31 protein-coding genes are annotated in these 26,431 nt (G+C 32.4%); 24 read left to right on the top strand and 7 right to left on the bottom strand.

Annotated elements, in window-relative coordinates; all coding sequences use genetic code 11:
- The first annotated feature begins 71 nt into the window (after nucleotides 1-71).
- The 4 genes from AMD28_RS05550 (at nucleotide 72) to AMD28_RS05565 (ending at nucleotide 4,707) form a co-directional block, all read left to right on the top strand.
- Nucleotides 72-2,072, top strand: coding sequence for a hypothetical protein (locus AMD28_RS05550; RefSeq protein WP_055443164.1), 2,001 nt, complete (start codon nucleotides 72-74; stop codon nucleotides 2,070-2,072).
- Between the two features lie 52 nt (nucleotides 2,073-2,124).
- A complete protein-coding gene (locus tag AMD28_RS05555) occupies nucleotides 2,125-3,990 on the top strand; it encodes a T9SS type A sorting domain-containing protein (RefSeq protein WP_083478246.1) in 1,866 nt (621 codons plus the stop codon).
- 81 nt (nucleotides 3,991-4,071) lie between these two features.
- Nucleotides 4,072-4,353 (top strand): DUF2752 domain-containing protein, encoded by a 282-nt coding sequence (locus AMD28_RS05560; protein WP_152975554.1) that lies wholly within the window; start codon nucleotides 4,072-4,074, stop codon nucleotides 4,351-4,353.
- A gap of 15 nt (nucleotides 4,354-4,368) precedes the next feature.
- A complete protein-coding gene (locus tag AMD28_RS05565; RefSeq protein WP_055443167.1) occupies nucleotides 4,369-4,707 on the top strand; it encodes a CCC motif membrane protein in 339 nt (112 codons plus the stop codon).
- A 110-nt stretch (nucleotides 4,708-4,817) separates the two neighbouring features.
- Here the strand turns inward: AMD28_RS05565 and rocD are convergent, their stop codons facing one another.
- The 4 genes from rocD to AMD28_RS05585 form a co-directional block, all read right to left on the bottom strand.
- Nucleotides 4,818-6,062, bottom strand: coding sequence for an ornithine--oxo-acid transaminase (gene rocD, locus AMD28_RS05570; protein WP_055443168.1), 1,245 nt, complete (start codon nucleotides 6,060-6,062; stop codon nucleotides 4,818-4,820).
- Nucleotides 6,063-6,198: 136 nt separating this feature from the next.
- The gene (locus AMD28_RS05575) at nucleotides 6,199-6,585 is read right to left on the bottom strand and encodes a DUF6768 family protein (protein ID WP_055443169.1); all 387 of its coding nucleotides are present in this window, start codon (nucleotides 6,583-6,585) and stop codon (nucleotides 6,199-6,201) included.
- On the bottom strand, nucleotides 6,575-7,126 hold the full coding sequence (locus tag AMD28_RS05580) for an RNA polymerase sigma factor (RefSeq protein WP_055443170.1): 552 nt from the start codon (nucleotides 7,124-7,126) through the stop codon (nucleotides 6,575-6,577). The genes AMD28_RS05575 and AMD28_RS05580 overlap by 11 nt, the downstream gene beginning before the upstream one ends.
- 17 nt (nucleotides 7,127-7,143) lie before the next feature.
- Nucleotides 7,144-7,635 (bottom strand): hypothetical protein, encoded by a 492-nt coding sequence (locus AMD28_RS05585; protein ID WP_055443171.1) that lies wholly within the window; start codon nucleotides 7,633-7,635, stop codon nucleotides 7,144-7,146.
- A 338-nt stretch (nucleotides 7,636-7,973) separates the two neighbouring features.
- Between AMD28_RS05585 and rlmD the strand changes: the two genes are divergently transcribed.
- From rlmD to AMD28_RS05610, 6 genes are all read left to right on the top strand, one after another.
- Nucleotides 7,974-9,332: a 23S rRNA (uracil(1939)-C(5))-methyltransferase RlmD gene (gene rlmD / locus AMD28_RS05590; protein ID WP_338035226.1), complete on the top strand. Its 1,359-nt coding sequence runs from the start codon at nucleotides 7,974-7,976 to the stop codon at nucleotides 9,330-9,332.
- Complete coding sequence (locus AMD28_RS19075; protein ID WP_338035228.1) at nucleotides 9,332-9,427, top strand: hypothetical protein; 96 nt, start codon at nucleotides 9,332-9,334, stop codon at nucleotides 9,425-9,427. The genes rlmD and AMD28_RS19075 overlap by 1 nt, the downstream gene beginning before the upstream one ends.
- A gap of 39 nt (nucleotides 9,428-9,466) precedes the next feature.
- Entirely contained in the window at nucleotides 9,467-10,009 is a 543-nt protein-coding gene (locus tag AMD28_RS05595) for a DUF6452 family protein (RefSeq protein ID WP_055443172.1), read from the top strand.
- Nucleotides 9,975-10,700: a DUF6048 family protein gene (locus AMD28_RS05600; RefSeq protein ID WP_055443173.1), complete on the top strand. Its 726-nt coding sequence runs from the start codon at nucleotides 9,975-9,977 to the stop codon at nucleotides 10,698-10,700. The genes AMD28_RS05595 and AMD28_RS05600 overlap by 35 nt, the downstream gene beginning before the upstream one ends.
- Nucleotides 10,701-10,702: 2 nt before the next feature.
- Complete coding sequence (locus tag AMD28_RS05605; protein WP_055443174.1) at nucleotides 10,703-11,230, top strand: DinB family protein; 528 nt, start codon at nucleotides 10,703-10,705, stop codon at nucleotides 11,228-11,230.
- 70 nt (nucleotides 11,231-11,300) lie between these two features.
- Entirely contained in the window at nucleotides 11,301-11,840 is a 540-nt protein-coding gene (locus AMD28_RS05610) for a DUF4136 domain-containing protein (protein ID WP_055443175.1), read from the top strand.
- A gap of 29 nt (nucleotides 11,841-11,869) precedes the next feature.
- On the opposite strand, the gene AMD28_RS05615 is transcribed toward AMD28_RS05610, so the two are convergent.
- Nucleotides 11,870-13,042, bottom strand: coding sequence for a THUMP domain-containing class I SAM-dependent RNA methyltransferase (locus AMD28_RS05615; RefSeq protein WP_055443176.1), 1,173 nt, complete (start codon nucleotides 13,040-13,042; stop codon nucleotides 11,870-11,872).
- Nucleotides 13,043-13,100: 58 nt separating this feature from the next.
- Here AMD28_RS05615 and AMD28_RS05620 point away from each other — a divergent pair, with 58 nt between their 5' ends.
- The 5 genes from AMD28_RS05620 to AMD28_RS05640 all read left to right on the top strand — a co-directional run bounded on the left by AMD28_RS05620 (nucleotide 13,101) and on the right by AMD28_RS05640 (nucleotide 17,081).
- Nucleotides 13,101-13,832, top strand: coding sequence for a class I SAM-dependent methyltransferase (locus AMD28_RS05620; RefSeq protein ID WP_055443177.1), 732 nt, complete (start codon nucleotides 13,101-13,103; stop codon nucleotides 13,830-13,832).
- 89 nt (nucleotides 13,833-13,921) lie between these two features.
- Entirely contained in the window at nucleotides 13,922-14,593 is a 672-nt protein-coding gene (locus tag AMD28_RS05625; RefSeq protein ID WP_055443178.1) for a ZIP family metal transporter, read from the top strand.
- A 144-nt stretch (nucleotides 14,594-14,737) separates the two neighbouring features.
- Nucleotides 14,738-15,166 (top strand): DUF4268 domain-containing protein, encoded by a 429-nt coding sequence (locus tag AMD28_RS05630; RefSeq protein WP_055443179.1) that lies wholly within the window; start codon nucleotides 14,738-14,740, stop codon nucleotides 15,164-15,166.
- Nucleotides 15,167-15,186: 20 nt separating this feature from the next.
- Complete coding sequence (locus tag AMD28_RS05635; protein WP_055443180.1) at nucleotides 15,187-16,392, top strand: lipase family alpha/beta hydrolase; 1,206 nt, start codon at nucleotides 15,187-15,189, stop codon at nucleotides 16,390-16,392.
- 248 nt (nucleotides 16,393-16,640) lie between these two features.
- On the top strand, nucleotides 16,641-17,081 hold the full coding sequence (locus tag AMD28_RS05640) for a BLUF domain-containing protein (RefSeq protein ID WP_083478247.1): 441 nt from the start codon (nucleotides 16,641-16,643) through the stop codon (nucleotides 17,079-17,081).
- A 114-nt stretch (nucleotides 17,082-17,195) separates the two neighbouring features.
- Here the strand turns inward: AMD28_RS05640 and AMD28_RS05645 are convergent, their stop codons facing one another.
- Complete coding sequence (locus AMD28_RS05645) at nucleotides 17,196-17,846, bottom strand: hypothetical protein (RefSeq protein ID WP_055443182.1); 651 nt, start codon at nucleotides 17,844-17,846, stop codon at nucleotides 17,196-17,198.
- 357 nt (nucleotides 17,847-18,203) lie between these two features.
- Here AMD28_RS05645 and AMD28_RS05650 point away from each other — a divergent pair, with 357 nt between their 5' ends.
- The 7 genes from AMD28_RS05650 to AMD28_RS05680 all read left to right on the top strand — a co-directional run bounded on the left by AMD28_RS05650 (nucleotide 18,204) and on the right by AMD28_RS05680 (nucleotide 23,823).
- Nucleotides 18,204-18,827, top strand: coding sequence for a DUF6624 domain-containing protein (locus AMD28_RS05650; protein ID WP_152975555.1), 624 nt, complete (start codon nucleotides 18,204-18,206; stop codon nucleotides 18,825-18,827).
- 103 nt (nucleotides 18,828-18,930) lie between these two features.
- Entirely contained in the window at nucleotides 18,931-19,260 is a 330-nt protein-coding gene (locus AMD28_RS05655; RefSeq protein ID WP_055443184.1) for an ArsR/SmtB family transcription factor, read from the top strand.
- A 121-nt stretch (nucleotides 19,261-19,381) separates the two neighbouring features.
- The gene (locus AMD28_RS05660) at nucleotides 19,382-19,849 is read left to right on the top strand and encodes a DUF6428 family protein (protein WP_055443185.1); all 468 of its coding nucleotides are present in this window, start codon (nucleotides 19,382-19,384) and stop codon (nucleotides 19,847-19,849) included.
- 24 nt (nucleotides 19,850-19,873) lie between these two features.
- A complete protein-coding gene (locus AMD28_RS05665) occupies nucleotides 19,874-20,491 on the top strand; it encodes an arsenate-mycothiol transferase ArsC (protein ID WP_055443186.1) in 618 nt (205 codons plus the stop codon).
- Nucleotides 20,492-20,493: 2 nt separating this feature from the next.
- Nucleotides 20,494-21,543, top strand: a complete 1,050-nt coding sequence (gene arsB / locus AMD28_RS05670; RefSeq protein ID WP_055443187.1) for an ACR3 family arsenite efflux transporter — start codon at nucleotides 20,494-20,496, stop codon at nucleotides 21,541-21,543.
- 100 nt (nucleotides 21,544-21,643) lie between these two features.
- Nucleotides 21,644-22,402: a glycosyltransferase family 2 protein gene (locus tag AMD28_RS05675; protein WP_055443188.1), complete on the top strand. Its 759-nt coding sequence runs from the start codon at nucleotides 21,644-21,646 to the stop codon at nucleotides 22,400-22,402.
- Nucleotides 22,402-23,823: a hypothetical protein gene (locus AMD28_RS05680; protein ID WP_055443189.1), complete on the top strand. Its 1,422-nt coding sequence runs from the start codon at nucleotides 22,402-22,404 to the stop codon at nucleotides 23,821-23,823. The genes AMD28_RS05675 and AMD28_RS05680 overlap by 1 nt, the downstream gene beginning before the upstream one ends.
- 292 nt (nucleotides 23,824-24,115) lie before the next feature.
- Here the strand turns inward: AMD28_RS05680 and AMD28_RS05685 are convergent, their stop codons facing one another.
- Nucleotides 24,116-24,847 (bottom strand): hypothetical protein, encoded by a 732-nt coding sequence (locus tag AMD28_RS05685; RefSeq protein WP_055443190.1) that lies wholly within the window; start codon nucleotides 24,845-24,847, stop codon nucleotides 24,116-24,118.
- 418 nt (nucleotides 24,848-25,265) lie between these two features.
- Here AMD28_RS05685 and AMD28_RS05690 point away from each other — a divergent pair, with 418 nt between their 5' ends.
- Together AMD28_RS05690 and AMD28_RS05695 are read left to right on the top strand one after the other, a co-directional pair.
- Nucleotides 25,266-26,045 (top strand): HipA family kinase, encoded by a 780-nt coding sequence (locus tag AMD28_RS05690; RefSeq protein ID WP_055443191.1) that lies wholly within the window; start codon nucleotides 25,266-25,268, stop codon nucleotides 26,043-26,045.
- Nucleotides 26,035-26,418 carry a DUF3037 domain-containing protein gene (locus AMD28_RS05695; RefSeq protein ID WP_055443192.1) on the top strand — a complete coding sequence of 128 codons (384 nt, stop codon included), beginning with the start codon at nucleotides 26,035-26,037 and terminating at the stop codon, nucleotides 26,416-26,418. Before AMD28_RS05690 ends, AMD28_RS05695 begins: the two co-directional genes overlap by 11 nt.
- Nucleotides 26,419-26,431 lie beyond the last annotated feature (13 nt).

Raw genomic sequence — 26,431 nt, forward strand, 5'->3', positions numbered from 1 at the left:
CTAATAATAATCATAACTTAAATAAATTTTAATTAAATTATTACTTATTAACTCTAAATAAGGACTGTATTATGAGAAATATTACTAAACCTATACCATCCCAAATCTTATTTACCTACCTATTATTAATATTTAGTATAACTGCATTTGCACAAGTTGGTATTGGTACCACTACTCCTGCTTCTGGTGCACTATTAGACTTAGATGATGCAAATAGAGGACTTTTAGTTCCTCGTGTAACAATTACAGATTTAGCCACCGCCGCTCCTGTAACTGCTCCCGCAACAGGACTCTTAGTATGGAATTTAGATATAGGTACAGGTGTAGGGTTTTATTATTGGGATAGTGCAGCTTGGGTTCCAATTGGCGGAAGTGCAACTGCTAATGATTGGACATTAGCAGGTAATGCAATTACTGGTACAGAATTTCTTGGTACTATAAGTAATCATGCATTAAACATTAGATCTAACAATGTAGATCGTATGCGCGTACAAGCAAATGGGCAAATAACCGTTGGTTACGGAGCAACTAATGCTCTAACTGGTGATCAATTTAGTTCTATAGGTTTTTCTGCTGTAAATGGTTATACCACAAATGGCTATGGATTTTGGGGTGATGCAACATCTGGTATTGGAGCAATCGGAGTTTCAAATACTGGTGTAGGACTACAAGGACAATCTAATTCATCTGCCGCAGTAGTTGGTTTTGGTTCTACTTTTGGAACTCTAGGAGATGTTACAGGTGGTGTTGGTGCACAAGGTCAAGCAACAACTGGAGATGGTGTTCGTGGTTTTAGTACTTCTGGAGAAGGAGTATACGGAGATAGTGATTCTGGAGTTGGTGTTTGGGGTGATTCTGTAAGTTTTGATGGAACTTGGGGTACAGCTAATGCTGGTGATGGAGTATATGGTGATAGCAATTCTGGCTCTGGAGTTTATGGAATTAGTACTACTGGAATTGGGGTAAGAGGAACAGCTACTGATGATACTGGTTTTGCAGGTCTATTTTTAAATACTGGAACCGCTGGTCATGGAATAATTGTTGGTGGTGATAATAGAGGTCCTTATACTATTACTGGAGATAGTGCAGGTATTACTGGAGCTGCACTATCAATTGGTATTGCTGGTTTTGCTGATAGTACTACTGGGACTGGAACAATAGGTTTAGGTAATAATTTAGTCTCTTTTAACTTAAACCCAAACGGCAGTGGTGTCGCTGGAACAGGAACTGAAATGGGTGTTTTTGGATATGCAACAACAACAACAGGTGTGGGAGTTTCTGGAAATGGAGGAACTGCTGCTGGAGGTGAAGGTGTGAACGGTATTGGTTTTGATGGTATAGCAGGCTATACTACAAACCTTATTTTAGGTTACGGTGTGCTTTCATATGGCGATTCTGGTGCTACTGGAGTTAAATATTTTAGAATGGATCACCCTTTAGACCCGGCCAATAAAATTTTAAAACATGCTAGTATTGAATCTAATGAAATATTAAATTTATATAGAGGGAAAGAAGTTTTTGATGCAAACGGAAAGGCTACAGTTAGCTTACCAGATTATTATGACGCAGTAAACAAAAATGCAAGCTACCAATTAACTCCAATTGGTGCAGCAATGCCAAATCTATATATTGAAAAAGAAGTAGAAAATGGCTTATTTATTATTGCCGGTGGTGTAGCTGGAAAAAAGGTGTCTTGGCAATTAACTGCTGAAAGGAATGGACCATATTTACAAAAACATCCAAACAAACGTATAATGGAAGAAGATAAAGGAGAAGCTAGAGGTACATACTTAATGCCAAGTCTATATGGAAAATCTGAGGATTTACAAATGACTGATAATTTTCGTAAAAAAAATTCTTCTAATACAAAAGAAACACCTAGTAATGTGATTTCTAAAAAAAAGCAAAAAGTAGAAGTATCATCTGCTAATAAAAAAACTAAAAATACAGATATGAAAAATATAACTCCTGCAGAAAACATACAACCTAAAGAAAACACTATAGAAAAAGTGGATTCTAAAGATTCTGATCCTTTAACAAAAAGAGTTAAAATAAATTCTAATCAAGAATAACAATTCGTTAACTTTGTACTAATTAATCCATTATAAGTAAAAATTAATCCTCATGAAATATTCCCTCTCATTACTACTATTAACCATCTGCAGCATAAGTTTTGCACAGTCCGATTTATTTGTTAGCAATGGCAGCTATGTTTATGTGGATGGTACTGCTTTTGCAAGCGTACCAAATGTTGCTCCTTTATATGTAACCGATGATGTTAATTTAGACACTAACGGCCATCTATATTTACGTAATGACGCGCAATTATTACAAAGTAATGCAACTACAACAAGTACAAATACTGGAGCGGGCCAACTTAGTGTGCAACAAACTGGTAATTCTAATACGTATATGTATAATTATTGGGCTTCGCCTGTAGGTCAAAATAGTGGAACTGCTGGTAATACGGCTTTAAGACCAAATAATAGCTTTTATCTTGAAACTGGCCCTCTTCCTACAAATACAACTCCTTACGGCTTTGTTGCAGGTTATGATGGTACAGCAACACAAATTTCTAGTTATTGGTTATATACATTTATTGGCTTACCAACAACTACAAACGCTTATGAAGATTGGATTGGATTAGGAGGAGGTTCTATACCTGTGGGTGGTGATCCTAATGGTACATTAGCCCCTGGTTATGGTTTTAGTATGAAAGGAAATCCAAGTGGAGCAGTAAAATATGATTTTAGAGGTCGTGCAAATAATGGAGATATAACTGTAACGTTAAATCCAAATAGAGAAACTTTAGTTGGTAACCCGTATCCTTCTGCTTTAGATGCATTACCTTTTATACACAATACACACAATCAAAATAACTCTACTGGTGTTTTAAAGTATTGGGAACAGGCTCCAGGAGCTACTTCACATGTATTATCTAACTATGTTGGTGGTTATGCATTATATACAATTTCTGCCGCTGGTGTAGAATCTTTTACTCATGCAGCTTTTGAAATGTATCTGTTAGATGGAACAGTTGTCGGAGGTCCAGGTGCAGGAACTGGAACAAAAGTAGGCCGAAGATATATACCTATCGGACAAGGGTTTATGATGGAAGGTAGTCCGTCAGCACCACAGTCTAGTGTGATTTTTTCGAATTCACATCGTGCTTTTTACAAGCAATCTGATGCGAATAGTGAGTTTTTTAAAACATCTTCAACAAAAGAAGAAACAGATATCAATACTATACCAGAAGCTAGATATAATGAAGAAGGCTACAACATAGTCCCAGAAGATTTTAAACGTTTTAGAATTAATGTAGGTTTCGACAATAATGGAAATAATTCCTACACACGTCAGTTACTTATGAATTTTCATCATACTGCAACAGATGGTTTTGATTATGGATTAGAAGCGCAAATTTCTGAACAAGTAAGTTCGGATGCAAATTGGACTCTTGACGGAACACCTTATGCTATTCAAGCATTCGATTATAATGAAGAATTAAAAATTCCTTTATTAGTAAAGGTAAACAACCAACAATTAGTAAGATTTGGTCTTTATGATGTTCAAAACTTTGCTTCCAGTCAGCCAATATTTATTCATGACATTGAAAACAATTTATTTGTTAATTTACAAGATCAAGCATACGAAATCACATTAGAACCTGGTAATTATACAGATCGTTTTGAAATAGTATTTCAAGACCAAAGCCTTTCTACGGAAGAATTTAATGATGCCGATTTCTTAGTTATGCAAAATAATACATCTGCACAACTAACTGTTTTAAACCCAAATCAGTTAGAAGTAAAAACGATTTCTTTATTTGATGTTTCAGGAAAAAGAATATTTAATGAAAATAATTTATCTACTCAAGATAGATATGCATTCTCTACTAAAAACTTAAGTGAAGGTGTTTATATCGCTAAAGTGACTTTTGCTAATCAAACAACAAGAAGTAAAAAAGTGATTATTTCGCAAAAAAAATAAACATATTAAACATATAAATAAAAAAGCCAATGGAACTCCATTGGCTTTTTTATACATTTGTAATTCAATAAAATGATATTTATGTCTTCCTTTGAAGATTACATGCTTCCTTGCTTAAACAAAAAACTACTTGGTATAGAATGCCCAGGTTGTGGAATGCAGCGTTCTGTTTCTTTAATTTTTCAAGGAGATTTAACAGCAGCATTTAAGATGTATCCTGCAATTTTTACATTAATTCTACTTTTTGGCTTTGTACTAATAAATCATTTTAAGAATTTCAAATTCGCAAATAGAATAATCATTTCACTTGCTATTATTAATATTGTAATAATAATGGGAAGTTATATTTTAAAATTTTTATAACTAATCTAACAACCAATGGAACAACAAAAACTACCAAATGCAACAATCGCTTTAGTCTTAGGAATTATCTCTTTTATAGCATGCTGCTGTAGCATGGGAATTGGAGGACTTCTTTTTTCTGGAATTGCTTATTTCTTAGTAACAAAAGATGAAGCATTATATATGCAAAATCCAGAATTGTATTCTAATTTTAGCCAAGTAAAAACCGCTAAAATAATTGCCCTTATCGGACTCGCTTTAGCTGTTTTTTCTTTATTGTATTCTGTATATCAAATCTATAGTATAGGTGGTTGGGATGCGTATATGGAAAACGTTCAAGAAGTAATGGACCAATGGCAACAACAAAACGAATAAAACGAATAAAACGAAATAAATTGGTTGGCCTAAATTAGGTTGACCAATTATACAAAATAAAAAAAGCGACCAATTGGTCGCTTTTTTTTATACTTCTTTTTAAAAAAGACTTATACTTCAAATTGCTTAAGTGTTTTTGTTATAATAGCAACACAATCTAGTAATTGCTCTTTAGTCATCACTAAAGGTGGTGCAAATCTAATAATGTTTCCATGTGTAGGTTTCGCTAATAAACCATTATCACGCAAAGCCATACAGATGTTCCAAGCGGTTTCACTTTCTTCATCATCATTAATTAAAATAGCATTTAGTAAACCTTTACCTCTTACGCCATTAACAATATTAGATGTTTCAATAAACTTAGAAAGTTCTGCTCTAAATAATTCTCCTAAAATTTGAGCATTTTCCGCAAGTTTTTCGTCTTTAATCACTTGTAAAGCTGCCATACCAACTGCTGCTGCAACTGGGTTACCACCAAACGTACTTCCATGATTTCCAGGTTTAATAACATTCATAATGTTATCATTTGCTAAAACAGCAGAAACAGGATATGCTCCACCGCTTAATGCTTTACCAAGAATTAATATATCTGCTTTAATGTTTTCATGATCAATAGCTAACATTTTACCAGTTCTTGCAATTCCAGTTTGAACTTCGTCTGCAATAAATAAAACGTTATGCTTTTCACATAAAGCTTTCGCTTTTGTTAAATATCCTTCGGTTGGTACATAAACACCAGCTTCTCCTTGAATTGGTTCTACTAAAAAACCTGCGACATTGGTATTGCTAGAAAGTACTTCTTCTAAAGCTTTAAGATTATCGTATTCAATTTTAATAAATCCTTTTGTGTAAGGTCCAAAGTTTTTTCTAGCTACAGGGTCGTTAGAAAACGAAATAATAGTAGTTGTTCTTCCGTGAAAGTTATTTTCGCAAACCACAATTTCGGCTTCATTTTCATCAATACCCTTTACTTCATAAGCCCATTTTCTACACAGTTTTAAAGCAGTTTCTACTGCTTCTGCACCTGTATTCATAGGTAACAACTTGTCGTAACCAAAGGTTTCGGTAGCGTATTTCTCAAACGTTCCTAACATATCGTTATAAAATGCACGAGAAGTTAATGTAAGTGTTTGTGCTTGGTTTACCATAGCACTAACAATTTTTGGATGACAATGTCCTTGGTTTACTGCAGAGTAAGCAGAAAGGAAATCATAATATTTTTTTCCTTCTACATCCCAAACATACACACCTTCTCCTCTACTCAGTACTACTGGAAGTGGATGGTAATTGTGTGCACCATACTTGTTTTCTAAGTCCATCGCTTCTTGCGATGTTAATTGGTCTAAAACAGCCATTTTAAATAATTTTTAATTAATAAAAAAACTATTCCTCTTCTACCTTTATCCTTTCAAAAGTTGAAAATTCAGCGTGGGAAAGAAATCATCCCTAAAGACCTGCAAATTACTAAATATTAGTGTCGAATTAAATATCTTAGGTAGATATTTTTCCTGCCAATGAAGATACTTGAAGTTCTAAACGTTTTAATTCTCTAAGTAATGCATTCTTATCCATTTGCATCCAAGCAAAAATCTTAAGCATGCTTACGCCAATCATAAACACGATACTTCCTAGTCCCCATTTTAATAACTCTTTGGTAGTATCCACACTAAAGAATTGCACTACACAATATATAAAGAATCCGAAAAACACAACAGTCATCATATTCATTAGTATTAATAACCATTTATTTTTTCCTTTAAACAACCCGAAAATCATCCCTAAAACACTTTGCTCTTCTAGTGTATCATAGAATTTTGCTTCTTCTTGTGTTAATGTATCTTTTATTAATTTGTCTATATCTTCCTTATTATTTTTCATAATTTCTATTTTTTAGTATTGTTTTTAATTTCTCTCTAGCATAAAACAATCTAGATTTCGCTGTTCCTAGAGATATATCTAGCGTTTTGCTAATTTCTTTTAATGAATATTCTTCCAAATAAAACAACTTAATAACCTGCTGCTGTTGTTCTGGTAAATCTTGAATGGCTAATAAGAGTTTCCTTTTTAAAGTGGTATTCTCATTGTTATCTTCTACTATAACCTCTTGATTTTTCACATACTCTTCCTGCTTAAATCGCTCACTATTCTTAGTTCTTAAAACATCTAAAGATGTAGAATACACAATACGTAAAGCCCAACTGCCAAAACTACTAGTATCTTTCAAAGTATCTATTTTCGCAATAATGGTTTGCCAAGAATCTTGTGCTATATCCTTTGCTACATCGGCATCTTTAACCAACCAAAATGCTTTTTTACAAAACGTAAGATGCCATCTTTTCACAAGCGTTGCCAGCGCTTTCTTATCTCCAGATTGAAAAGCTAATACCAATTTTGCATCACTACGTTTGTCTATTTTCAATTCCCCTTGTTTAGTTTCTACGGTTTCTTCTTATATTTATTTCTTAAAAAACGTACCCAAATATTGTACTTTGGAAGTTTCTTCACATCCATAAAATGATTTTCTACTTTATCAAAAGCCTCTTCCAATAAAGCATCGTGCAGCCATCTAATTACAAAAAGCCATAAAACGGAAGCTTTTAAAGTTGCGGTATGCATTTTAATTTCATGCGTAATTTCTGTTTCATTTTCTGAAACGGCTTTTAGATACAAGGTATGATTTCCTATAAAACCATCCGGTTTAGAAAATTTAAAGGTGATACTTTTTCCTTTTTCCAATGCAATGATGCTATATCGAATAATGCCATGTCCGCCTTTACTTCCAACTTTTACACCATCCTTAAAGCGCATTGCTGGCCAATTTTCAAAAGGCCAAATCAAATCTTTATCTGTTGCTAACGTATTAAATAGAAGCGATACGTTATCTATAGATTGCTGTAGCTTCCGCTTATGAATATTTGTTACTCTCATATAATAAAGACGTAAAAAAAGTTAAAAGGTTCATTTTTTTTTCCACGAAAGTGGTATTCTTTTAAAATAAACCCAAAATCTTTTAAAGATAAGTCAAATTACATACATCTTATTTACGGCTATTATTGCAATATTTTCAACCTTCTTTTTGGTATTCGTTCGGGTATTGTTGCATTAAACATGGTATTGTTTTTTGACCTTAGTGGTCTGTAGTAGTTGGAAAACAAATGAAAAAAATTTCAGATAAATGGACTAAGAAATAATCAAATCAACATAAATAGAAAAAACACCTTAATCGAGGTGCTTTTTTTATAATTTTGCATTCTAAAATAGAATAGATGCCAAAAAGAGAAAGAAACAAATTTGTTAAGAGAGGACAAATTATAGAAATAAAGATTGAAGATTATGCCTTTGGCGGAAAAGGAATTGGGCGTATTAGAAATGAACATGGAGAATTTGTAGTATTTGTACCGAATACATTACCTGGACAACTAGTGAAAGCACAGGTAAAAAAATCAAGTAAAAAGTACGCGGAATGTAAATTATTTGAAGTTTTAGAACCTTCAAGTGATGAAATGGAGATGCCTTTTCAAGAAATTGCAGGTGCTCCATACATTAAGCTTCCTGTTGAAAAACAACACAAATATAAAAAAGATAGTACACTTCAATTATTTAAACGCATTGGTAAAGTGGAGAATATTGAAGACTTATTTGATGAATTTATTACTTCACCTAACGACTTCCATTATAGAAATAAGATGGAATATAGCTTCTCTGCTATTGGATACGATAGAGAAGAAAAAACCGATGTGGATGAATTTACATTAGGTTTTAAGAAACGAGGAACTTGGTGGTGTGGTGAAAACTTAGATAAAGATAGCGGATTGTTCGATAAAGAATTTGAAGACAATCTTATAAAGATTAAAGCCTACTGTGAAGCAACTGGATTAGCGCCTTGGCATGGCCCAAAAAGAGAAGGATTCTTCCGTTTCTTAGTGGTACGTAAATCCTATAAAACCAATGAGCTTTTATTCAATTTAGTAACTACTTCTTATGATTTACCAAAATTTGACTTAACAAAGTTTGCTAACTTATTAGTAGAATTATTTGGAAACAGAGTCGCTGGGCTTTTACATACTATTAATGATGAAACTGGAGATAGAACTATTGCAACTACAGGAAGCATCGATTTAGTTTACGGAAAAGATAAAATTATTGAAGAACTTTTAGGTTTAAACTTTGAGATTAGTATGAAAAGTTTTTTTCAAACCAATCCCAAATCCGCAGAAAGACTATATACCAAAGTTGTTGATTATGCGTTAGAAAACAAAGAAGCGATTGACAATACTATTGTAATGGATTTATTCTGTGGAACAGGAACCATTGGACAAATTATTGCTTCAAAATCTAAAAACACAAAAATAGTTGGTGTGGATATTGTTGCTTCAGCAATTGAAGACGCGAAGAAAAATGCCAAAAGAAATAACATTGAGGGTTTAACCTTTTTTGCTGCTGATGTTGGAAAATTTTTACTCGAGCACTCAGAATATAAAGATAAAATAAGAACTATAATTTTAGATCCAGCGCGTGCAGGAATAGCCCCTAAAACGCTTCGAAAAATTATTGATTTGAATGCAGATAGAATGGTTTATGTATCTTGTAACCCTGCAACACAGGCAAGGATACCGAAACCTTGATGCAGGCAGGATATTACATAAAAAAAATAAGTTTAGTAGATCAGTTTCCACACACAGCACACGTAGAAACCGTTGTACTTTTAGAGAAACGTTAATTAGTATTGAAAAGATTACCGCTTTCGCGGAAAGTAAACATGAAAAAACTAAAATTTATTATCATTCCAATTATCATTGTCTTTGTGGCTTTTTCAAGCTGCGAAAAAGATGATATATGCTCGGATGAGACTTCCACCACTGCAAGGTTATACATCCAGTTTTACAATAGTTCCAATACCGATAACTTGAAAACGGTATCTAAATTTAGAGTACAAGGTGTGGATAATGATGAAGTTTTAAGCGATTACGATATTGTTACTGCTAGTAGTGTTTATTTGCCTTTAAAAACCTCAGAAAATTCTACGCAATTTAAATTTCATAATAATTATTCTATTAACGACAATGGAACGCCAGATGATGATTCTGATGATTATCCAAATGGAAACGAAGACATCATTACCATTTCTTATACTACAAAACTAGATTACGTATCTAAAGCATGTGGTTATAAAACCGTGTTTGAAAATGTTACCATAACCGTTGAAGATGATTCCAATAATTGGATAGACTATATACTATCCACAACAGATAACGAACCTATTAGCAATGAAGATGAAGCGCACTTTAACCTTTTCCATTAATATCTTTGTCTTTTTTATGTTATGCTGTGTTTCTGCAAATGCGCAGAATGATAGTATTGCCAAAGCTAAAAAAGATTCAATTAAACACATTCAAAAATACGGACTTCGTGTTGGTGGAGATTTAAGCAAATTAATAAGAACGGCTCTTGAAGATGACTATAAAGGTTTTGAAATCATGGCAGATTTTAGACTAACAAAGCGTTTATATGTTGCTGGAGAGCTTGGTACAGAAGAACGAACTCTAGGTAACGATTATATTAATACTACAGCTTCAGGTTCTTATTTTAAAGCCGGAGTAGATTATAACTCGTACACCAATTGGTTTGGTATGCATAATATGATTTATGGTGGTTTACGTGTTGGAGCAAGTACCTTTAGTCAAACTAGAAATAGCTACTCCGTCTATTCGCAAGAGCAATATTGGGAACAAGAAGTTTCTAACGATCCTGCAAAATCTAGTGGCTTAACTGCTATTTGGGCAGAATTAATTATTGGTATTAAAGCAGAAATACTACCAAACTTATTTATTGGTATTAATGCACAATTAAAAAATGTGTTTAGCCAAGATCAACCAGATAATTTTGAAAACCTTTACATTCCTGGCTATAACAAAACCTACGATGGCAGTAATTTTGGTGTAGGTTATAGCTATAATATTTCTTACCTTATTCCTTTATTTAAAAAAGGATAAAAATGAACAAAGAAGATATTGTTAGCAATCTAGAAGAGAAACATAATACACTTGTGGATTGGTTACAAAATCAGAAAGCCGATAAATGGGAAGAAGGTCCCGATGGAAAATGGACCACAGGTCAGCAAGCACTTCATTTACTACAAAGTATAAAACCGCTTAACGATGCGTTAAGTATGCCTAAAATCTTACTGAAATTTAAATTTGGTAAAGCAAATAGAGATGTAAGAGATTATGATGCTATTGTAAAGCGATATCAAGAACGATTATTAGGTGTGCAAGGCAAAACCTTTAAAGGTTCGCAAAACATGAAAGTGCCAACGGTAAGCGAAAAAGAATACATACTCAACAGACTACAAGTAGAGAATAAAAAGCTTCAATACAAAACGCTAAAACGCTGGAACGATAAACAACTCGATACATATATTCTACCACATCCTTTAATGGGAAAAATGCCAGTGAGAGAAATTATTATGTGGACAGCACATCATGTAGAACATCACACGCAAATACTTCAAGAAAAATACTAGTTTCTAAAACTGACAAATATCATTGTTAAGTTACTTATAATTAAAGACCTTTATGTAATAAACATACCTCATGAGATCTTTAAAAATTTTATACTTTTTTGTTTTTACGCTATGCATCAGTTGTGCAGCAACAGTAGATATTATATCTGAATATGATGAAGAAGTAGACTTTAACTACTATGATACTTTCATGCTTTGTTTGGACGATTTTCAAGTAAACAACACCAAATATCCTAACTTAGATAATACCTATGTTCGCGAATTAATTGCAGGCGAAGTAGACAAGAATATGGCCGCTTTAGGTTATAGAACCAATGTGTTTAGTCCGCAATTGCAAGCTGGTTTTAAAATCGCAATAACAGAAAAAGAAACCTTTGTCAAAAACTGCGAATTAGATAATGAATTTGACTATTGGAGAACCTGTACCATCAATTCTGTTATTTATACCAAAGAAACACTCATTCTGTATGTTTCCGATTTAGAAAAAAATCAAGTAATATGGCAAGCTACCATTCCTTGCGAATTAGACAAATCGAAACCTGCTTTAAGAAAGCACATTAATACTTTAGTAAATCAGCTTTTCTTAGAATTCCCAAAAGTGAGCAAATAATCCAATAACAAAAGACAGTATACTTAAAACTAATCCTCGTCTGGTTTCATATACTTCCCCTTCTTACTACCAGCATACATTTCGTATTTCACCAAACGCGCTTCTAGCTTTGCATTAAATACTTTTATTTTTCGTGAAGGACGTAAGCCTACAAACTTTAAAGCTTCTAAATTAGAAGTAATTAACCATGCATCTGTTCCTGGATAACCTTGTTTTAAAGTATCCCCAATTTTTCCGTAAAAATCTTCGATATCTAAATTATCTAAACGTTCTCCGTAAGGCGGATTAAAAACCATGTGTAGTTTCTCCTCTCCTCCTTTTCTAGTTTTAAAGAAATCTTCGTGTTTTATAGTCGCAAATTCGTCTAAATGCGCATTTTTTAAATTCTCTTTTGCTTTTGCAACAGCACTTGGTGATTTATCAAAACCTAGTAATCGATGATGAAAATCTCTAGTTTTACTTAATAAGGATTCTTCTATCTTTTCAAAAAGTTCGACATCCCAATCACTCCAACGTTCAAAACCAAATTCTTTACGCATTAGGTTTGGCGGAATATTACAAGCAATCATTGCTGCTTCCACAAGCATGGTCCCAGAACCACACATTGGATCCATAAAATCGGTTTGTCCGTCCCAACCAGAAAGCATAATTAAACCAGCAGCAAGTACTTCGTTAATTGGCGCAATATTAGTTGCTGTTTTATAACCACGTTTATGTAACGACTCTCCAGAAGAATCTAAAGAAAGCGTACACATTTGTCTATCAATATGCACATTAATCTTTAAATCTGGAAAACGTAAATCCACATTTGGTCTTTCACCAGTAGTATCTCTAAACTTGTCTACAATGGCATCTTTCGTTTTAAGCGAAATATATTGCGAATGTGTAAATTGTGTAGAATTCACTGTAGAGCTAATTGCTAAAGTACCAGAAGATTTCATGTATTCACTCCAATCCATTTTGTACACTTGTTTATACAAGTCTTCTTCATTAACAATTCTAAAAGTCTTAATAGGTTTTAAAATTTTAATAGCTGTACGCAAACCTAAGTTTGCTTTATACATAAAACCCTTATCTCCAACAAAAGTAACACTACGCACCCCAATTTTCACCTGTTGTGCACCAAGCTGTGTTAGTTCTTTTGCTAATAACTCTTCAAAGCCAAATAAAGTTTTGGCTAGCATTTTATAATTATTCTCCATGTTTTTCGACAAATAGATTGCAAAAATAGATTATTTTTGTGCTGATATATAACAATACATGATAAAAAGCGAAAAAGAATGGTTTGCCTCTTGGTTTGACTCTCCATTTTACCATATTCTTTACAAAGACAGAGATTATACCGAAGCCCAACAGTTTATGGATAATCTTACCAATTACTTAAATATTCCGGAAGGTGGAAAAATACTAGATTTAGCTTGCGGAAAAGGCAGACACTCCATCTATTTAAACACTTTAGGCTATAATGTTACTGGAGTAGATTTATCTGCAAATAGCATTACACATGCCAAGCAATTTGAAAATGAAACTTTAAAATTTAATGTCCATGACATGAGTAAACCCTATAAAGAACAGTTTGATGCTGTCTTTAACTTGTTTACCAGTTTTGGCTATTTTGATAAAGAAGAAGACAATCTAAATACTATTAAAGCGATAAAAGCAGAATTAAACGAAACTGGTTTTGGTGTTATCGATTTTATGAATAGTGAATACGTAATAGATAACCTAGTTGCAGAAGACGTTAAAACCGTTGAAGGTATTGCTTTCACTCAAAAACGAAGTGTTGTAGATGGTTATATTATTAAAGATATTTCTTTTACTGCTGAAGGTAAAGATTATAATTTTCAAGAACGTGTAAGAGGATTTACTTTAGCAGATTTCGAAGCGCTTTTTGAGCAAGCTGGCGTTTATTTATTAGATGTCTTTGGCGATTTTAAGCTAAATCCATTTCATGCCAAACAAAGCGAAAGATTAATCATGATTTTTAAATAGTCGTAGTAATAATCGACATGTCATTAATAAGCAAAACTGTCACTCTGCGCTTGTCAAAGAGTCTTTAAATTAAATATTTCTTTAAATAGATGCAAAACATATTACTTCCCATATTAAGTGTCCTTTTAGGTTATGCCTTTGTTTTAGTTTTAAAACCATCACAAAACAAAAATCTAAAATTACTACTCGCTTTTAGTGGCGCTTTCCTTCTATCTATTACTGTTTTTAACTTTTTACCAGAAGTGTATGCGCAAAGTAATGAGTATGTAGGTTTGTTTATAATGATTGGTATTTTGATGCAAATCATATTAGAATTTTTCTCTAAAGGAGCAGAACATGGTCACGTACATTTAGATAAAAGCGCAACCGCTTTCCCTTGGTTATTATTTATAAGTTTGAGTATTCATAGTGTATTAGAAGGAATCCCAATACATAATCACAGCAGTTTACTTATAGGAATTATTATCCATAAACTACCTGTTGCTATTATACTGGCTACGTTCTTTTTTGCGTCGCAATTGCCAAAAACAAAGATTGCTTTTTTCTTAGTTTTATTTGCATTAATGACGCCTTTTGGTGTTTTACTTTCTGAAAATTTCAGCTTTATTCAAAACTATTATTATGAAATTTCAGCAATAGTAATCGGTATATTTTTACATATTTCAACCACTATTTTATTTGAAAGTAACGAAGACCATAAATTTAATATTACCAAACTAATAACCATTATTGCTGCTATTGCAATTGCTTATTTTGTTTGATACTTTTTAATTTCCGCAAAGGCGGAAATCTTTTAAATTTTCAAATAATTTTGAAGAATAAAAAAGGAAATTGAGTTAAGTAAAAAACATTTTTTTAACAAAACTAAAATCATAAGATTTCCGCCTTCGCGGAAATGAAGAACTATGTTTACACGAGAAGAATCAAGACAGATAAAACAATTATTTTGGACCAGCTTCGGAAAATCATTTCCAAGAAAATGGACCTTATACAATACTAAAATAAAAGGTTTTAGCTTTAAGTTTCATTTTGATAACAAAACAGCATTAATTGCTCTAGACTTAGAAGACGATTTAGAAAACCGAATTACCATTTGGGAAAAACTAGAATCTTTAAAATCGATTTTACTGAATGAGTATTTACCGGATGCTATTTTTGAAGAAGAATACTTCTTAGAAAATGGTAAAGAAATTTCGAGAATCTATCTTCCTTTAGAAAAAAAAGTATCTATTCATAACAAAAATACCTGGCAAGAAGTCATGGTTTTTTTTAATGAAAATATGCACCAATTTGAAGCCTTTTTTGAAGAATACCAGGATATTTTAAAAGTATAATTTCATTTATAAAATTTTAAATGGCTCGCAAAAAAAAGGAAGACTCCAAACTACAAGGCATCAGTCGTTTACTTACCGATGCCACCATAGGAATTACCGACTTGGTAGAATCTATGCATCAAAGCGTAGTGCATCCTCCTTTTTTACCTTCTACTCCAATACAGCATCTAATTACTAATATTTCTGGAATAGCATATAAAAATATTAGATGGACTACAAAACTCATTGGAAGCACTGTAGATAAAGCCTTAGGTAAATTTGTTTCCTTAAGTAGTACCATGAAAACTACCGAAGAAAGGGAAATATTACAATCCGTTTTAAACGGCGTTGTTGGTGATTATTTGGAAGAAACCGAAAATCCATTAGGTATTAATATGCAATTCCGAAAGGAAGGAAAAACAATTCCGCTAGATAAAAAAAGCATTACAAAAGCATATCCTACTATCCACGGAAAAATCATTTTAATGGTACATGGTTCTTGTATGAATGATATGCAATGGACTAGAAAGGAACATAATCACGGAATAGCTTTAGCAGAAGAATTACAAAAAACACCTATATTTTTGCATTATAATAGTGGTCTTCATGTTTCTACAAACGGACAAAAACTAAATCAATTATTAGAAGAGCTACTTTTAAACTGGCCTGTTCCTGTTCAAGAACTTACTATCCTTGCGCATAGTATGGGTGGTTTGGTTTCTAGAAGCGCAATATATTATGCTGAGCAACAAGAAAAATCATGGACTAAGCATCTTAAAAAAGTTGTTTTTCTTGGTACTCCACATCATGGCGCTCCTTTAGAAAAAGCAGGAAACTATTTAGATGTTGTTTTAGAGGCTGTTCCTTATGCAAAACCTTTTGCTAGATTAGGAAAAATAAGAAGTGCTGGTGTTACCGATTTAAGATATGGAAACTTGCTAGATACAGACTGGAAAAATAACGATAGGTTTAAAATGCAAGGCGATAAAAGCCAACATATTTCATTACCCAAAAAAGTATCTTGTTATAGTATTGCAGGTGTTGCTGGTAAAGAAACTAAATCTAATATCAAGCAATTATTGGGAGACAATATGGTGGGAGTAAAAAGCGCTTTAGGACAACATGAAAATCCGGATAAAAATTTAAGCTTTAAAAAGAAAAATACTTGGATTGCTTATGAAAACAAGCATTTAGATTTATTAAATACTCCAGAAGTATACGCTAAAATAAAAGCATGGATGCTTTGATTGAATGCTGTAAATACTTCGAAAATAATTCAAGAATACAAAAGTCCAATTTCACAAAATACAAGAAGTAAAGTCGCTGTTTTCTGGAATACAAGCACTTCGGATTTATAGGTTTATTTAATGACAATCAGCACATTATAAAAGTTTAAAAAACTTGCCTTTGTAAAAAGTTTATTCTAAATTTGTTTACCCTACTTACTTATTAATAGCAGTAAAACAAACGCATTCGAACCCAAATAGTATTTAATATGAAATTACGCCGCCTAGTCTATACTAGTCATGCAACCGTGTCACTTAGTAAACGTGACTTATTAGACTTACTACATGAAGCTCGTGGGTACAATATGATAGATAATATTAGTGGTGTACTTATGTATAAAGAAGGTTATTTTCTTCAAGTTATTGAAGGAGAACCAGAAACTATAGATGCCCTTTTTATCCGTCTGAAAAAAGATACTAGGCATTCGGATATTAAAATCCTTTTTGAAACTCCTACAGACCATCGTTTATTTGAAAATTGGGCAATGGGTTGTGCCGATTTTGATGATCCTTCTTTGAGTATGCTTCCCGGACTTCGTACCGATTTAGCAGATCCAAAAGTGGTTGAAGAACTTATAAATAATCTTCCTGAAGTTGCTAATTTTCTAATCGAAAACCTAACAGATCTGCAAATTCATGATCCAAAATAAGAGTTCTTAAACTCATTTTCCTTTCTATTTATAAACCCTTCTTATTGGCTACTTTCCATTTAAGGCGATACAAACAAAAGCTGCTACGTCAAATCAAACAACTAAAAAAAGGCTTTAGTTATTTACTTTCACCATATCCGTACTTTCCACATCTGCAACAGATATAAATGGTAAGTTCCAAAAAGAGGAATTTGGCGAAAAAGAATCACAACCATCTAAAGTAGAGGTAACAATAGCTTGAACATACTGGTCTGCAGTTGCATTTCTTCCTTGGCCGTTATCCGTTACTTTAAAAAATAGCGTATTACCCAAAGCATAAGGTCCGGAACCATTAAAAGGATCATTTAATACCTCGGTAATTGTACCTCCATAAACCGCCTCATTATTCAAAATAGATATACAGGATGTTTCCATTTTAATAGTAACCACAAAAGGTCCGAAGTCTTGCGTAATAACAGCGCTTCCGTGTGATCCTCCATTGTTTTCAATTCCCGACCAATTAAAAGTCAATGAGCCACCATCAATATTACCATGCGTGTGTGCACTATTTCCCATTTTAGCATTGTTAGTTAGAATATTTGAGTTACTTTTAGTTAGTTGTGCATCTTCTAGAAACCTTGTTTCCCAAGTTGGATTCTCACTGTTGTTATTAAAAATATAAACTAATTCTCCGGTTCCTGGCTCCTTTAAAATATCTACATTTTCGTTACTGCATCCAATAAGCATTAGAAAGCTTATGGATAATAATAAAACGGATGTTTTCATAATCTTAAGATATTAATTAATTGTGTTTCAAGTATTTCTTGAAATCAATAGGTGAATCTTAGGTTTAGGGTTTACGACTTCATGAACTTATAATCTCTATAACCTTAATAGTTGGGCTGGAAATCAATTTGCAAATAACAATACAGTAGCTAAAACATATATAATTAATTACTATTGAATTTTAATGGAATAACACGAATACAAGTTAATTCTCAATTAATGTAAATATCTGATTTTAAAAGCATTAATACTAGCGTATAAATACCTGAATAATAACTTATTAGAAATATTTGCTAAATTTGAATTTAAAATAATTACTCCTAACTTCGTCTATTATAAATAGTTTATAAAATAATTATGAAAAAAATAATCTTTGTTCTAATAATAAGTCTTTTGTCATCTTCCATAGATGCACAAGTAGATCCTGCGAATAAAAAAGAAATGTATGTTATACAAACCAAACTAGAAACGCTCTTTATGCAAGACCAACTCTTTAGAAGATTGTATCAAGATGCAGAGAAGAAATTTGGTACAGACTCTGCTGAAATGGATTATTTCTGGAAAGTAGTAGAAGATCAAGACAGACGTATTGAAAAGGAACTTATACAAATTATGGATACACATGGCTGGTTGGGTACAAGTGATGTTGGCAGATTAGCAAATGGTGCAATATGGAGTGTTATGCAGCACAGCAATCTAGAAATGAAGGAAAAATATGCACCACTAATGAAAGCTTCTGTTTTACAAGGCGAATCGCAAGCCATGCAATATGCAAGACTAATAGATAGAATGCTTATTAATGACAATAAACCACAAGTTTATGGTTCGCAAACCACAAAGGACAAAGATGGAAATCTTATTTTTTTCGAAATTGATAAGCCACAATTCATTAATAAAAGAAGAAAAGAAATTGGTCTAGAACCTATTGAAGCTTTTGCCAAAGAACGAGGAATAGACTGGACGATAAAGCAAAAAGAATAACGCCTATCCCCTATTTACATTATAAATAATATACTTTTTTTGAAAAACATAATTACTAATTAAAATATTAATCGTAATATTGCAATGAACAAATAAAACGAAAATGGGATTAGCTAAAACCGAAATGTTTACAGACCAACAAAACGAGATTGCATTATTTGCTAAAGTCTTTGGACATCCTGCTAGAGTGGCTATTTTACAGCACTTATTTAAAATTAATGCTTGTGTTTGTGGGGATTTAGTAAACCAAATCGGACTTGCACAACCTACTATTTCTCAGCATTTAAAAGAACTAAAACATTTAGGGTTAATTAAAGGAAACGTAGAAGGAACAAGTGTTTGCTATTGTATACATACCGAAAACTGGAGCAAAATGAAAAATGTAATGTTACAATTCTTAGATCAAGATATACAAAACACAGACTGTTGCTAAAAAAAATTTAAAGCATTAATCGTATAATCGCAATAAACAAATACAACTTTAAAACATCCTTAACCAATACTGGACACACAAGTAAAAGGATGTCACATAAAATAATTAAAAAAATAAACATATGAAACTTTCAGAAATTAAAAACCATTTACAACAATTAGAAACCATTGCTTTTCAATTACCAAATGGCGAATTAGTACCAAATCATTTTCACGTTACCGAAGTTGGTAAAATCACCAAACACTTTATCGATTGTGGTGGAACCGTAAGAAAAGAAGAAGTGGTAAACTTTCAATTATGGAATGCTAACGATTACGATCACAGATTGCATCCTGAAAAATTAATGCACATTATAGAACTTTCAGAAAAAACGCTAGGTATCGAAGATTTAGAGATTGAAGTAGAATACCAAGCAGATACTATTGGTAAATTCGGATTAGATTTTGACGGCACCAACTTCGTACTTACTACCAAACAAACAGACTGTTTAGCTAAAGATAATTGTGGAATTCCGGAAGCAAAACCAAAATTACAATTCTCTGATATCCCAACAGGAAACTCTTGCGAACCAGGAAGCGGTTGCTGCTAATCTATTCTTAAACACCAATAAAAAATGGCATTATTTAAATCTATTGAAGCATCTATTGCAACGTTAAATAAAGAAAATATAGATGTAGCACGCAAAGAAACGCTGCAACCACTGGCAACATATATTCAAGAAAAAGTACATGCAAATCAAGAAATTAGATTAAACTTTATTTGCACGCACAATTCTAGAAGAAGTCATTTATCACAAGTTTGGGCACAAACTTTAGCATACCATTTTGGTATTAAAAATGTGTTTTGTTATTCTGGAGGAACCGAAGCTACTGCCCTATTTCCTATGGTTGCAGAAACTTTAAAAAACACAGGTTTTGAAGTAAGCACTATTTCTGAAGGTAAAAACCCGGTATACACGATTAAACATTCTAACAACGAACATCCTGTTATCTGTTTTTCAAAAAAACTGGATGCGAATTTTAATCCGAAATCGGAATTCGCTGCAATTATGACCTGCTCGCAAGCAGATGGTGGTTGTCCGTTTATTGCTGGTGCAGAAAAACGTATTCCAATTACTTTCGAAGATCCAAAAGCGTTTGATAATACACCACAACAAGCAGAAAAATACAACGAAAGAAGTCTACAAATTGCAACCGAATTATTTTACGTATTCTCTCAAATTCAATCTTAAAAATGGCAGCACCAAAAAAATTAAGTTTCCTAGATAAAAACCTAACCTTATGGATTTTTGTAGCCATGGCATTAGGCGTTTCTATTGGCTATTTTTCGCCTAACTTTCCAGATTTCATCAACTCGTTAAGTCATGGAAGCACCAATATTCCAATTGCAATTGGTTTAATTTTAATGATGTATCCGCCTTTAGCAAAGGTGAATTATGCCTTATTACCAAAAGTCTTTAAAAACACGAAAATCCTTTCTATTTCGCTTATTCTAAACTGGATTATCGGTCCAGTTTTAATGTTTATTTTGGCGATTATTTTTTTAAGAGACTATCCGGAATATATGGTCGGACTAATACTAATTGGTCTTGCACGTTGCATTGCTATGGTTTTAGTTTGGAATGATCTTGCCGAAGGAAACAGTGAATACGGTGCAGGTTTAGTCGCTTTAAATAGTATTTTTCAAGTGTTTGCTTATAGTTTTTATGCATGGCTTTTTATAACGGTTCTCCCGCCCTATTTCGGATTTGAAGGTGCTATCGTAGATATTTCTATAACTACCATTGCCGAAAGTGTCGCTATTTATTTAGGAATCCCTTTCCTTTTAGGAATCCTAAGTCGTGTAATTCTTGTGCCTTTAAAAGGAGAAGAATGGTACACCAAAAAGTTCATTCCTACCATTTCACCAATTACTTTAATTGCGCTACTTTTTACTATTGTGGTTATGTTTTCGTTAAAAGGAGAATTGATTGTAGAAATACCAATGGATGTGGTTATTATTGCTATTCCGCTACTTATTTACTTTACGTTAATGTTTCTTATTGGCTTTTTCTTTACCAAAGCTACTGGTGCAACTTATGACAAAACCGCTTCGGTGGCATTTACAGCAGCTGGAAATAATTTCGAATTAGCCATTGCAGTTGCTATTGCTGTATTTGGGTTGAATTCCGGACAAGCATTCGCAGGAGTTATTGGTCCGTTAGTAGAAGTTCCTGCATTAATTTTATTGGTTAGAGTTTCCTTTTGGTTGCGAAAGAAATATTTTGGAAATGAGAATACTTAAACTTGACTTTGTGAAATAATTCAAGTAGTTTCGCTTAACATATACAAGTAGTTAAAATAAACTTGTATTATTTGAGTTAAAGCTAATTTATTGAATGTAAATGATATTAGATAACAAAGTAATAGTTGTTTTACCAGCTTACAATGCTGCTAAAACCTTAGAAAACACTTATAATGAAATCCCTTTTGATATCGTTGATGAAATAATTCTGGTAGATGATAATAGCACAGACGATACTCTTAAAGTTGCCGAAAAACTTCAAATAAAACATATTATTAAGCATAATAAAAACAAAGGTTATGGTGGAAACCAAAAATCATGTTATAATAAAGCTTTAGAATTAGATGCGGATATTGTAGTAATGTTACATCCTGATTACCAATACACACCCAAACTTATTCATTCTATGTGCTATTTAATTGCGCATAACTTATATGATGTGGTGTTAGGTTCCAGAATATTAGGAAATGGCGCATTATTAGGCGGTATGCCAATATATAAGTATATAAGCAATAGAATACTTACCCTTTTTCAAAATATAATGATTGGTCAAAAGTTATCGGAATACCATACTGGATATAGAGCTTTTTCTTCTAAAGTTTTGAAATCTATCGACTATTCAAAAAACTCAGATAACTTTGTTTTTGATAATCAAATGCTATCTCAAATAGTATTTTATAATTACGAAATTGCAGAAATCACATGTCCAACAAAATATTTTGAAGAGGCTTCTTCCATTAATTTAAAAAGTAGTGTCATTTATGGTTTAGGTGTTGTTAAAACATCCTGTATGTTTTTCTTAGCAAAGCGTATGAAAATGAATTTTACAATTTTTCAAAAACCATTAGACCAACACTAATGTTAAAACTAATTAAGGACAATCTATTTTACTATTTAAGTTTAATTATACTAATTGTTTTATATACATCTAGTTTACAAAACAGTTTTTTTTGGGATACCATTCAATTAGCTTCCAAACATGCTAATTATTATTTGTCAACTAATTTTTCAAATATATTATTACCTAATTCTATAGATAGTGGACATATTCCAACCTTTGGGTTTTACCTTGCTTTCATATGGAGCCTTTTCGGAAAAAGCCTTATTGTTAGTCATTTATCCATGTTACCCTTTGTCTTAGGAATTGTTTGGCAACTCAAAAAAACAGTAACATTTTTCTTTAAAAAAGAGCATATTGGTATTGTATTCTTATTAGTATTTTTAGATCCTACTTTATTAAGTCAGATTACTTTAATTTCACCAGACATACCTTTAGTCTTTTTCTTTTTACTAGGTTTAAATAGTGTTCTCCAAAACAAAAAACATATTTTATTAATTAGTATACTGCTACTTTTTCTTACCAGTATGCGAGGTATGATGGTTGCTTTTTGTATTCTTATTATAGATATTTTCTACAATGTGAATTTCAACAATTCTGTTAAGAAGATATTTTATTCGTTACTAAAAAGAAGCAAAATATATTTACCAGCTGTGTTCGTATTTATCTTGTTTAATCTTTACCATTATCTGGAAAAAGGATGGATTGGATATCACGAAGATTCACCTTGGGCAAATTGTTTTGAATCTGTAAATTTAAAAGGGTACTTTTTTAATATAGGCATCTTATTTTGGCGAATTATTGACTTTGGTAGAATTGGAATTTGGATCGTATTTTCTATCTTATTTCTAAAATATGGAAAACAAATATTTAGAGATAAATTAACACGACAACTTCTATTTATATTTATCTGTATTCTTCTTATTTTACCATTAAACATGCTATGGGCAAAAAACTTACTTGCACATAGGTACCTATTACCTATATACTTAACCTTTGCTTTATTATGTGCTAGAATCTTATTTTATTCAAATTCTAGTGTAACTTTAAAACGAGTATTAATTGGTATTTGGTTACTTGCAATAACAACTGGTAACTTTTGGGTATATCCAGATAAAATTTCTCAAGGATGGGATTCTACTTTAGGCCATCTGCCATATTACAAACTTAGAAATCAAGCTATAAACTACTTAGAGGAACAAGAAATTGATATCGATCAAGTACAGTCCTTTTTTCCTAATACTGCACTAATAGATAATATTGATTTAAATGGGAATCCTAAAAATTTCAAAGGCTTTAAAGCAGGTGCAGAATATGTTTTTTACTCAAACATCTACAACATCAGTGATAAAGATTATGAGGTGTTAGCAAAGGAATATGACGTAATAAAAGAGTTTAAAAACCAAATTGTTTTTATCAAAATCTACAAAAAACAAAAATAAGTTTTATTCGCAGGAGTTATTGGTCCGTTAGTAGAAGTTCCCGTATTCATTTTATTGGTTAGCATTTCCTTTTGACTACAAAAGAAATATTTTAAAAACAATACCAATATGAAAGTATGCTACTGCTAGTAAAAGGTATTCAACCACTTGCCTCTTTGATACTTCAAAAAAACAAGTACCCTAATACATTGAAAAAGCTGTGAACTTACGCCACAGCTTTTTATTAAAATTAGGTTATAGTACACCACTAAATAAAAGAGACGTGCTCTAAAACTCAGTGGTGTTTTAGTATTTACGAACCAATTGGTCCTATTTTAATTTTGGATCCTGCCGCAAGTGTATTACCACTTACAGTACCATTGGATGCATCTACAGGAACTAATGGTGTTTGATTTAACATAGTAACAGAGGATGTAGATCCATCTTCTTTTGTAAACGAAAATACAGTAGATTCTACTGCTATTACCGTTGGAGAAGGATGAAGTAGTTGTCCTGTCACTTTAACACTAGAAGTTACCAATACCTTTGAAGCACTCTTAACCATTATGTTTGCTACGGAATTAGCTACAGTTACATCGTTATGGGCATCTCCAGAGTCATATTTATTAATCTTTTCCGTAAGATTACTGCTGCTATTTGAATAGCTACTAGAACTTTTACCAACTAACCATCCAAAAATTCCAGAGGATGAAGATGCAGCAGACGAATATGCAGCCCCATTTACTTCTTTTTGAAAATTACTATTGTTTTTGTAACTACTACTCTTTTTAACTTCTTCAATAATCTGTTTGAAGCTTTCTTCAGAAACAGAAGTAACTTCTATTCTTATATTAGCAGTTACCTCTGCTCCCAATCCAGGACTAACAGATACCGTTGTTGCTGTTCCATAGCCATTCTGAATTTCCATGTTTTTAAACTGTTGATTCTGCGCTGTAGATGCTGTTGCTCTTAGCGATTGATTCGCTGTTTCCATTCCTGAAAAAACAAATCCAGGATTCTTAATTAAATTGATTTTTATTGACATGATTCAAATATTTAATAATTAATAGAATAATGAAGACCTTTGAAAGTCTCTTCGTTATAATCAAAAAAATGAATAGCTAGCAAATCGAATATTATGTTTTTGATTACACTACAAATATCGGTGGATAATTGCCTGAAAATTAGAGTTTAAATACTACTTAAAATAAACGAGTAGAATCACTTAGTCTTGTTCTTTCAAAACATAAATACTAAAAATTAACACTTTACATTAAAACACCACAATAAAAACTAGACACAAATAGGAAACGATTCCTATAATCACACATAAAATATTCGTAAAAAACAGGAAACTGAAACACCTCTTTTATAGTCTATAAAATGTAAATAATGTATGTATCGTTTTTGGTAGTACTTTTATATAAAATCACGTAAATTCGCATAATTACATTTTCCACTCTATGAATACAATTGATATTAGAACCGTAGATGTTACGCAATACGTGCATCCTTTGCGAGAAGGTGGTTCGCTTCCTGCAATCGTGAAAGCTGATGATGGCTTTTTATATGTATTAAAATTTAGAGGCGCCGGACAAGGGAAAAAAGCATTAATTTCCGAATTTATTGGTGGTGAAATAGCCAGAGCAATTGGCTTAAAAGTTCCAGAATTAGTCTTTATGAATCTCGACGATTCCTTCAGCAAAACAGAACCAGACGAAGAAATTCAAGACCTTCTTAAATTTAGTGTCGGTTTAAATCTTGGCTTGCATTTTTTATCTAGTGCTATTACTTTTGATCCTTTGGTAAGTACTGTAGACGCTATGACAGCTTCCAAAGTAGTACTTCTTGATAGCATGATAAGTAATATTGATAGAACCGCAAAAAACACCAATTTATTACATTGGAATAATGAGCTTTGGGTGATTGATAATGGCGCGAGTTTTTACTTTCATCACAATTGGAAAACCTGGGAAAGTCATCTTACTAGAACGTTTCCGCTTATAAAAGACCATGTGCTTTTACAAAAAGCAACCCAATTAAACGAAGCTGCAAAAGAAATCCAACAGCTTTTAGATAAAGATAAAATTGTAGAAATTATTTCTAATATTCCAGAAGACTGGCTAATTAGCGAAGCAGACACCATGCTCCCTGAAGAAATGCGTGAAGCATATATTACCTTTATAACCACAAGATTTTCTAAAATAGATCTATTAATTAAAGAAGCCAAAGATGCAAGATAGATGTACATTTGAATATGCAATAATTCGAATTGTTCCTAAAGTAGAAAGGGAAGAATTCTTTAATGTTGGAGTCATCCTTTTTTCTAAACGGAAGAAATTTCTAGGTATTAAATACCATATTAATCCAGAGAAACTGAAAGCCTTTGCTTGCGAAATGGAATTGGAAACATTTAATGAATACCTTCATGCTTGGAAACTAGTTTGTGAAGGTGCTCCTTCCGGAGGAAAAATAGGCACGCTAGAACTTTCCGATAGATTTAGATGGCTAACTGCGTGCAGAAGTACCATTATTCAAAGTTCTAAAACACATCCAGGAATAACCACCGATCCAGAAAAAGAACTTGAAGATATTTTCCAAAAGTGTGTGTTGTAGCAATCTTTAAATT

It is taken from the genome of Lacinutrix himadriensis (genome assembly GCF_001418105.1).
Classification (GTDB): Bacteria; Bacteroidota; Bacteroidia; order Flavobacteriales; family Flavobacteriaceae; genus Oceanihabitans; species Oceanihabitans himadriense.

Coding starts and splice junctions, on each gene's coding strand:
- AMD28_RS05645 (WP_055443182.1), bottom strand. CDS start 17,846: ATGAAAACATCCGTTTTATTATTATCCATAAGCTTTCTAATGCTTATT.
- AMD28_RS05620 (WP_055443177.1), top strand. CDS start 13,101: ATGATAAAAAGCGAAAAAGAATGGTTTGCCTCTTGGTTTGACTCTCCA.
- AMD28_RS05650 (WP_152975555.1), top strand. CDS start 18,204: ATGAAAAAAATAATCTTTGTTCTAATAATAAGTCTTTTGTCATCTTCC.
- AMD28_RS05690 (WP_055443191.1), top strand. CDS start 25,266: ATGAATACAATTGATATTAGAACCGTAGATGTTACGCAATACGTGCAT.
- AMD28_RS05605 (WP_055443174.1), top strand. CDS start 10,703: ATGAACAAAGAAGATATTGTTAGCAATCTAGAAGAGAAACATAATACA.
- AMD28_RS05635 (WP_055443180.1), top strand. CDS start 15,187: ATGGCTCGCAAAAAAAAGGAAGACTCCAAACTACAAGGCATCAGTCGT.
- AMD28_RS05595 (WP_055443172.1), top strand. CDS start 9,467: ATGAAAAAACTAAAATTTATTATCATTCCAATTATCATTGTCTTTGTG.
- AMD28_RS05585 (WP_055443171.1), bottom strand. CDS start 7,635: ATGAGAGTAACAAATATTCATAAGCGGAAGCTACAGCAATCTATAGAT.
- AMD28_RS05695 (WP_055443192.1), top strand. CDS start 26,035: ATGCAAGATAGATGTACATTTGAATATGCAATAATTCGAATTGTTCCT.
- AMD28_RS05655 (WP_055443184.1), top strand. CDS start 18,931: ATGGGATTAGCTAAAACCGAAATGTTTACAGACCAACAAAACGAGATT.
- AMD28_RS05615 (WP_055443176.1), bottom strand. CDS start 13,042: ATGGAGAATAATTATAAAATGCTAGCCAAAACTTTATTTGGCTTTGAA.
- rocD (WP_055443168.1), bottom strand. CDS start 6,062: ATGGCTGTTTTAGACCAATTAACATCGCAAGAAGCGATGGACTTAGAA.
- AMD28_RS19075 (WP_338035228.1), top strand. CDS start 9,332: ATGCAGGCAGGATATTACATAAAAAAAATAAGTTTAGTAGATCAGTTT.
- AMD28_RS05555 (WP_083478246.1), top strand. CDS start 2,125: ATGAAATATTCCCTCTCATTACTACTATTAACCATCTGCAGCATAAGT.
- AMD28_RS05565 (WP_055443167.1), top strand. CDS start 4,369: ATGGAACAACAAAAACTACCAAATGCAACAATCGCTTTAGTCTTAGGA.
- AMD28_RS05625 (WP_055443178.1), top strand. CDS start 13,922: ATGCAAAACATATTACTTCCCATATTAAGTGTCCTTTTAGGTTATGCC.
- arsB (WP_055443187.1), top strand. CDS start 20,494: ATGGCAGCACCAAAAAAATTAAGTTTCCTAGATAAAAACCTAACCTTA.
- AMD28_RS05630 (WP_055443179.1), top strand. CDS start 14,738: ATGTTTACACGAGAAGAATCAAGACAGATAAAACAATTATTTTGGACC.
- AMD28_RS05665 (WP_055443186.1), top strand. CDS start 19,874: ATGGCATTATTTAAATCTATTGAAGCATCTATTGCAACGTTAAATAAA.
- rlmD (WP_338035226.1), top strand. CDS start 7,974: ATGCCAAAAAGAGAAAGAAACAAATTTGTTAAGAGAGGACAAATTATA.
- AMD28_RS05600 (WP_055443173.1), top strand. CDS start 9,975: ATGAAGATGAAGCGCACTTTAACCTTTTCCATTAATATCTTTGTCTTT.
- AMD28_RS05575 (WP_055443169.1), bottom strand. CDS start 6,585: ATGAAAAATAATAAGGAAGATATAGACAAATTAATAAAAGATACATTA.
- AMD28_RS05640 (WP_083478247.1), top strand. CDS start 16,641: ATGAAATTACGCCGCCTAGTCTATACTAGTCATGCAACCGTGTCACTT.
- AMD28_RS05560 (WP_152975554.1), top strand. CDS start 4,072: ATGTCTTCCTTTGAAGATTACATGCTTCCTTGCTTAAACAAAAAACTA.
- AMD28_RS05680 (WP_055443189.1), top strand. CDS start 22,402: ATGTTAAAACTAATTAAGGACAATCTATTTTACTATTTAAGTTTAATT.
- AMD28_RS05685 (WP_055443190.1), bottom strand. CDS start 24,847: ATGTCAATAAAAATCAATTTAATTAAGAATCCTGGATTTGTTTTTTCA.
- AMD28_RS05610 (WP_055443175.1), top strand. CDS start 11,301: ATGAGATCTTTAAAAATTTTATACTTTTTTGTTTTTACGCTATGCATC.
- AMD28_RS05675 (WP_055443188.1), top strand. CDS start 21,644: ATGATATTAGATAACAAAGTAATAGTTGTTTTACCAGCTTACAATGCT.
- AMD28_RS05660 (WP_055443185.1), top strand. CDS start 19,382: ATGAAACTTTCAGAAATTAAAAACCATTTACAACAATTAGAAACCATT.
- AMD28_RS05550 (WP_055443164.1), top strand. CDS start 72: ATGAGAAATATTACTAAACCTATACCATCCCAAATCTTATTTACCTAC.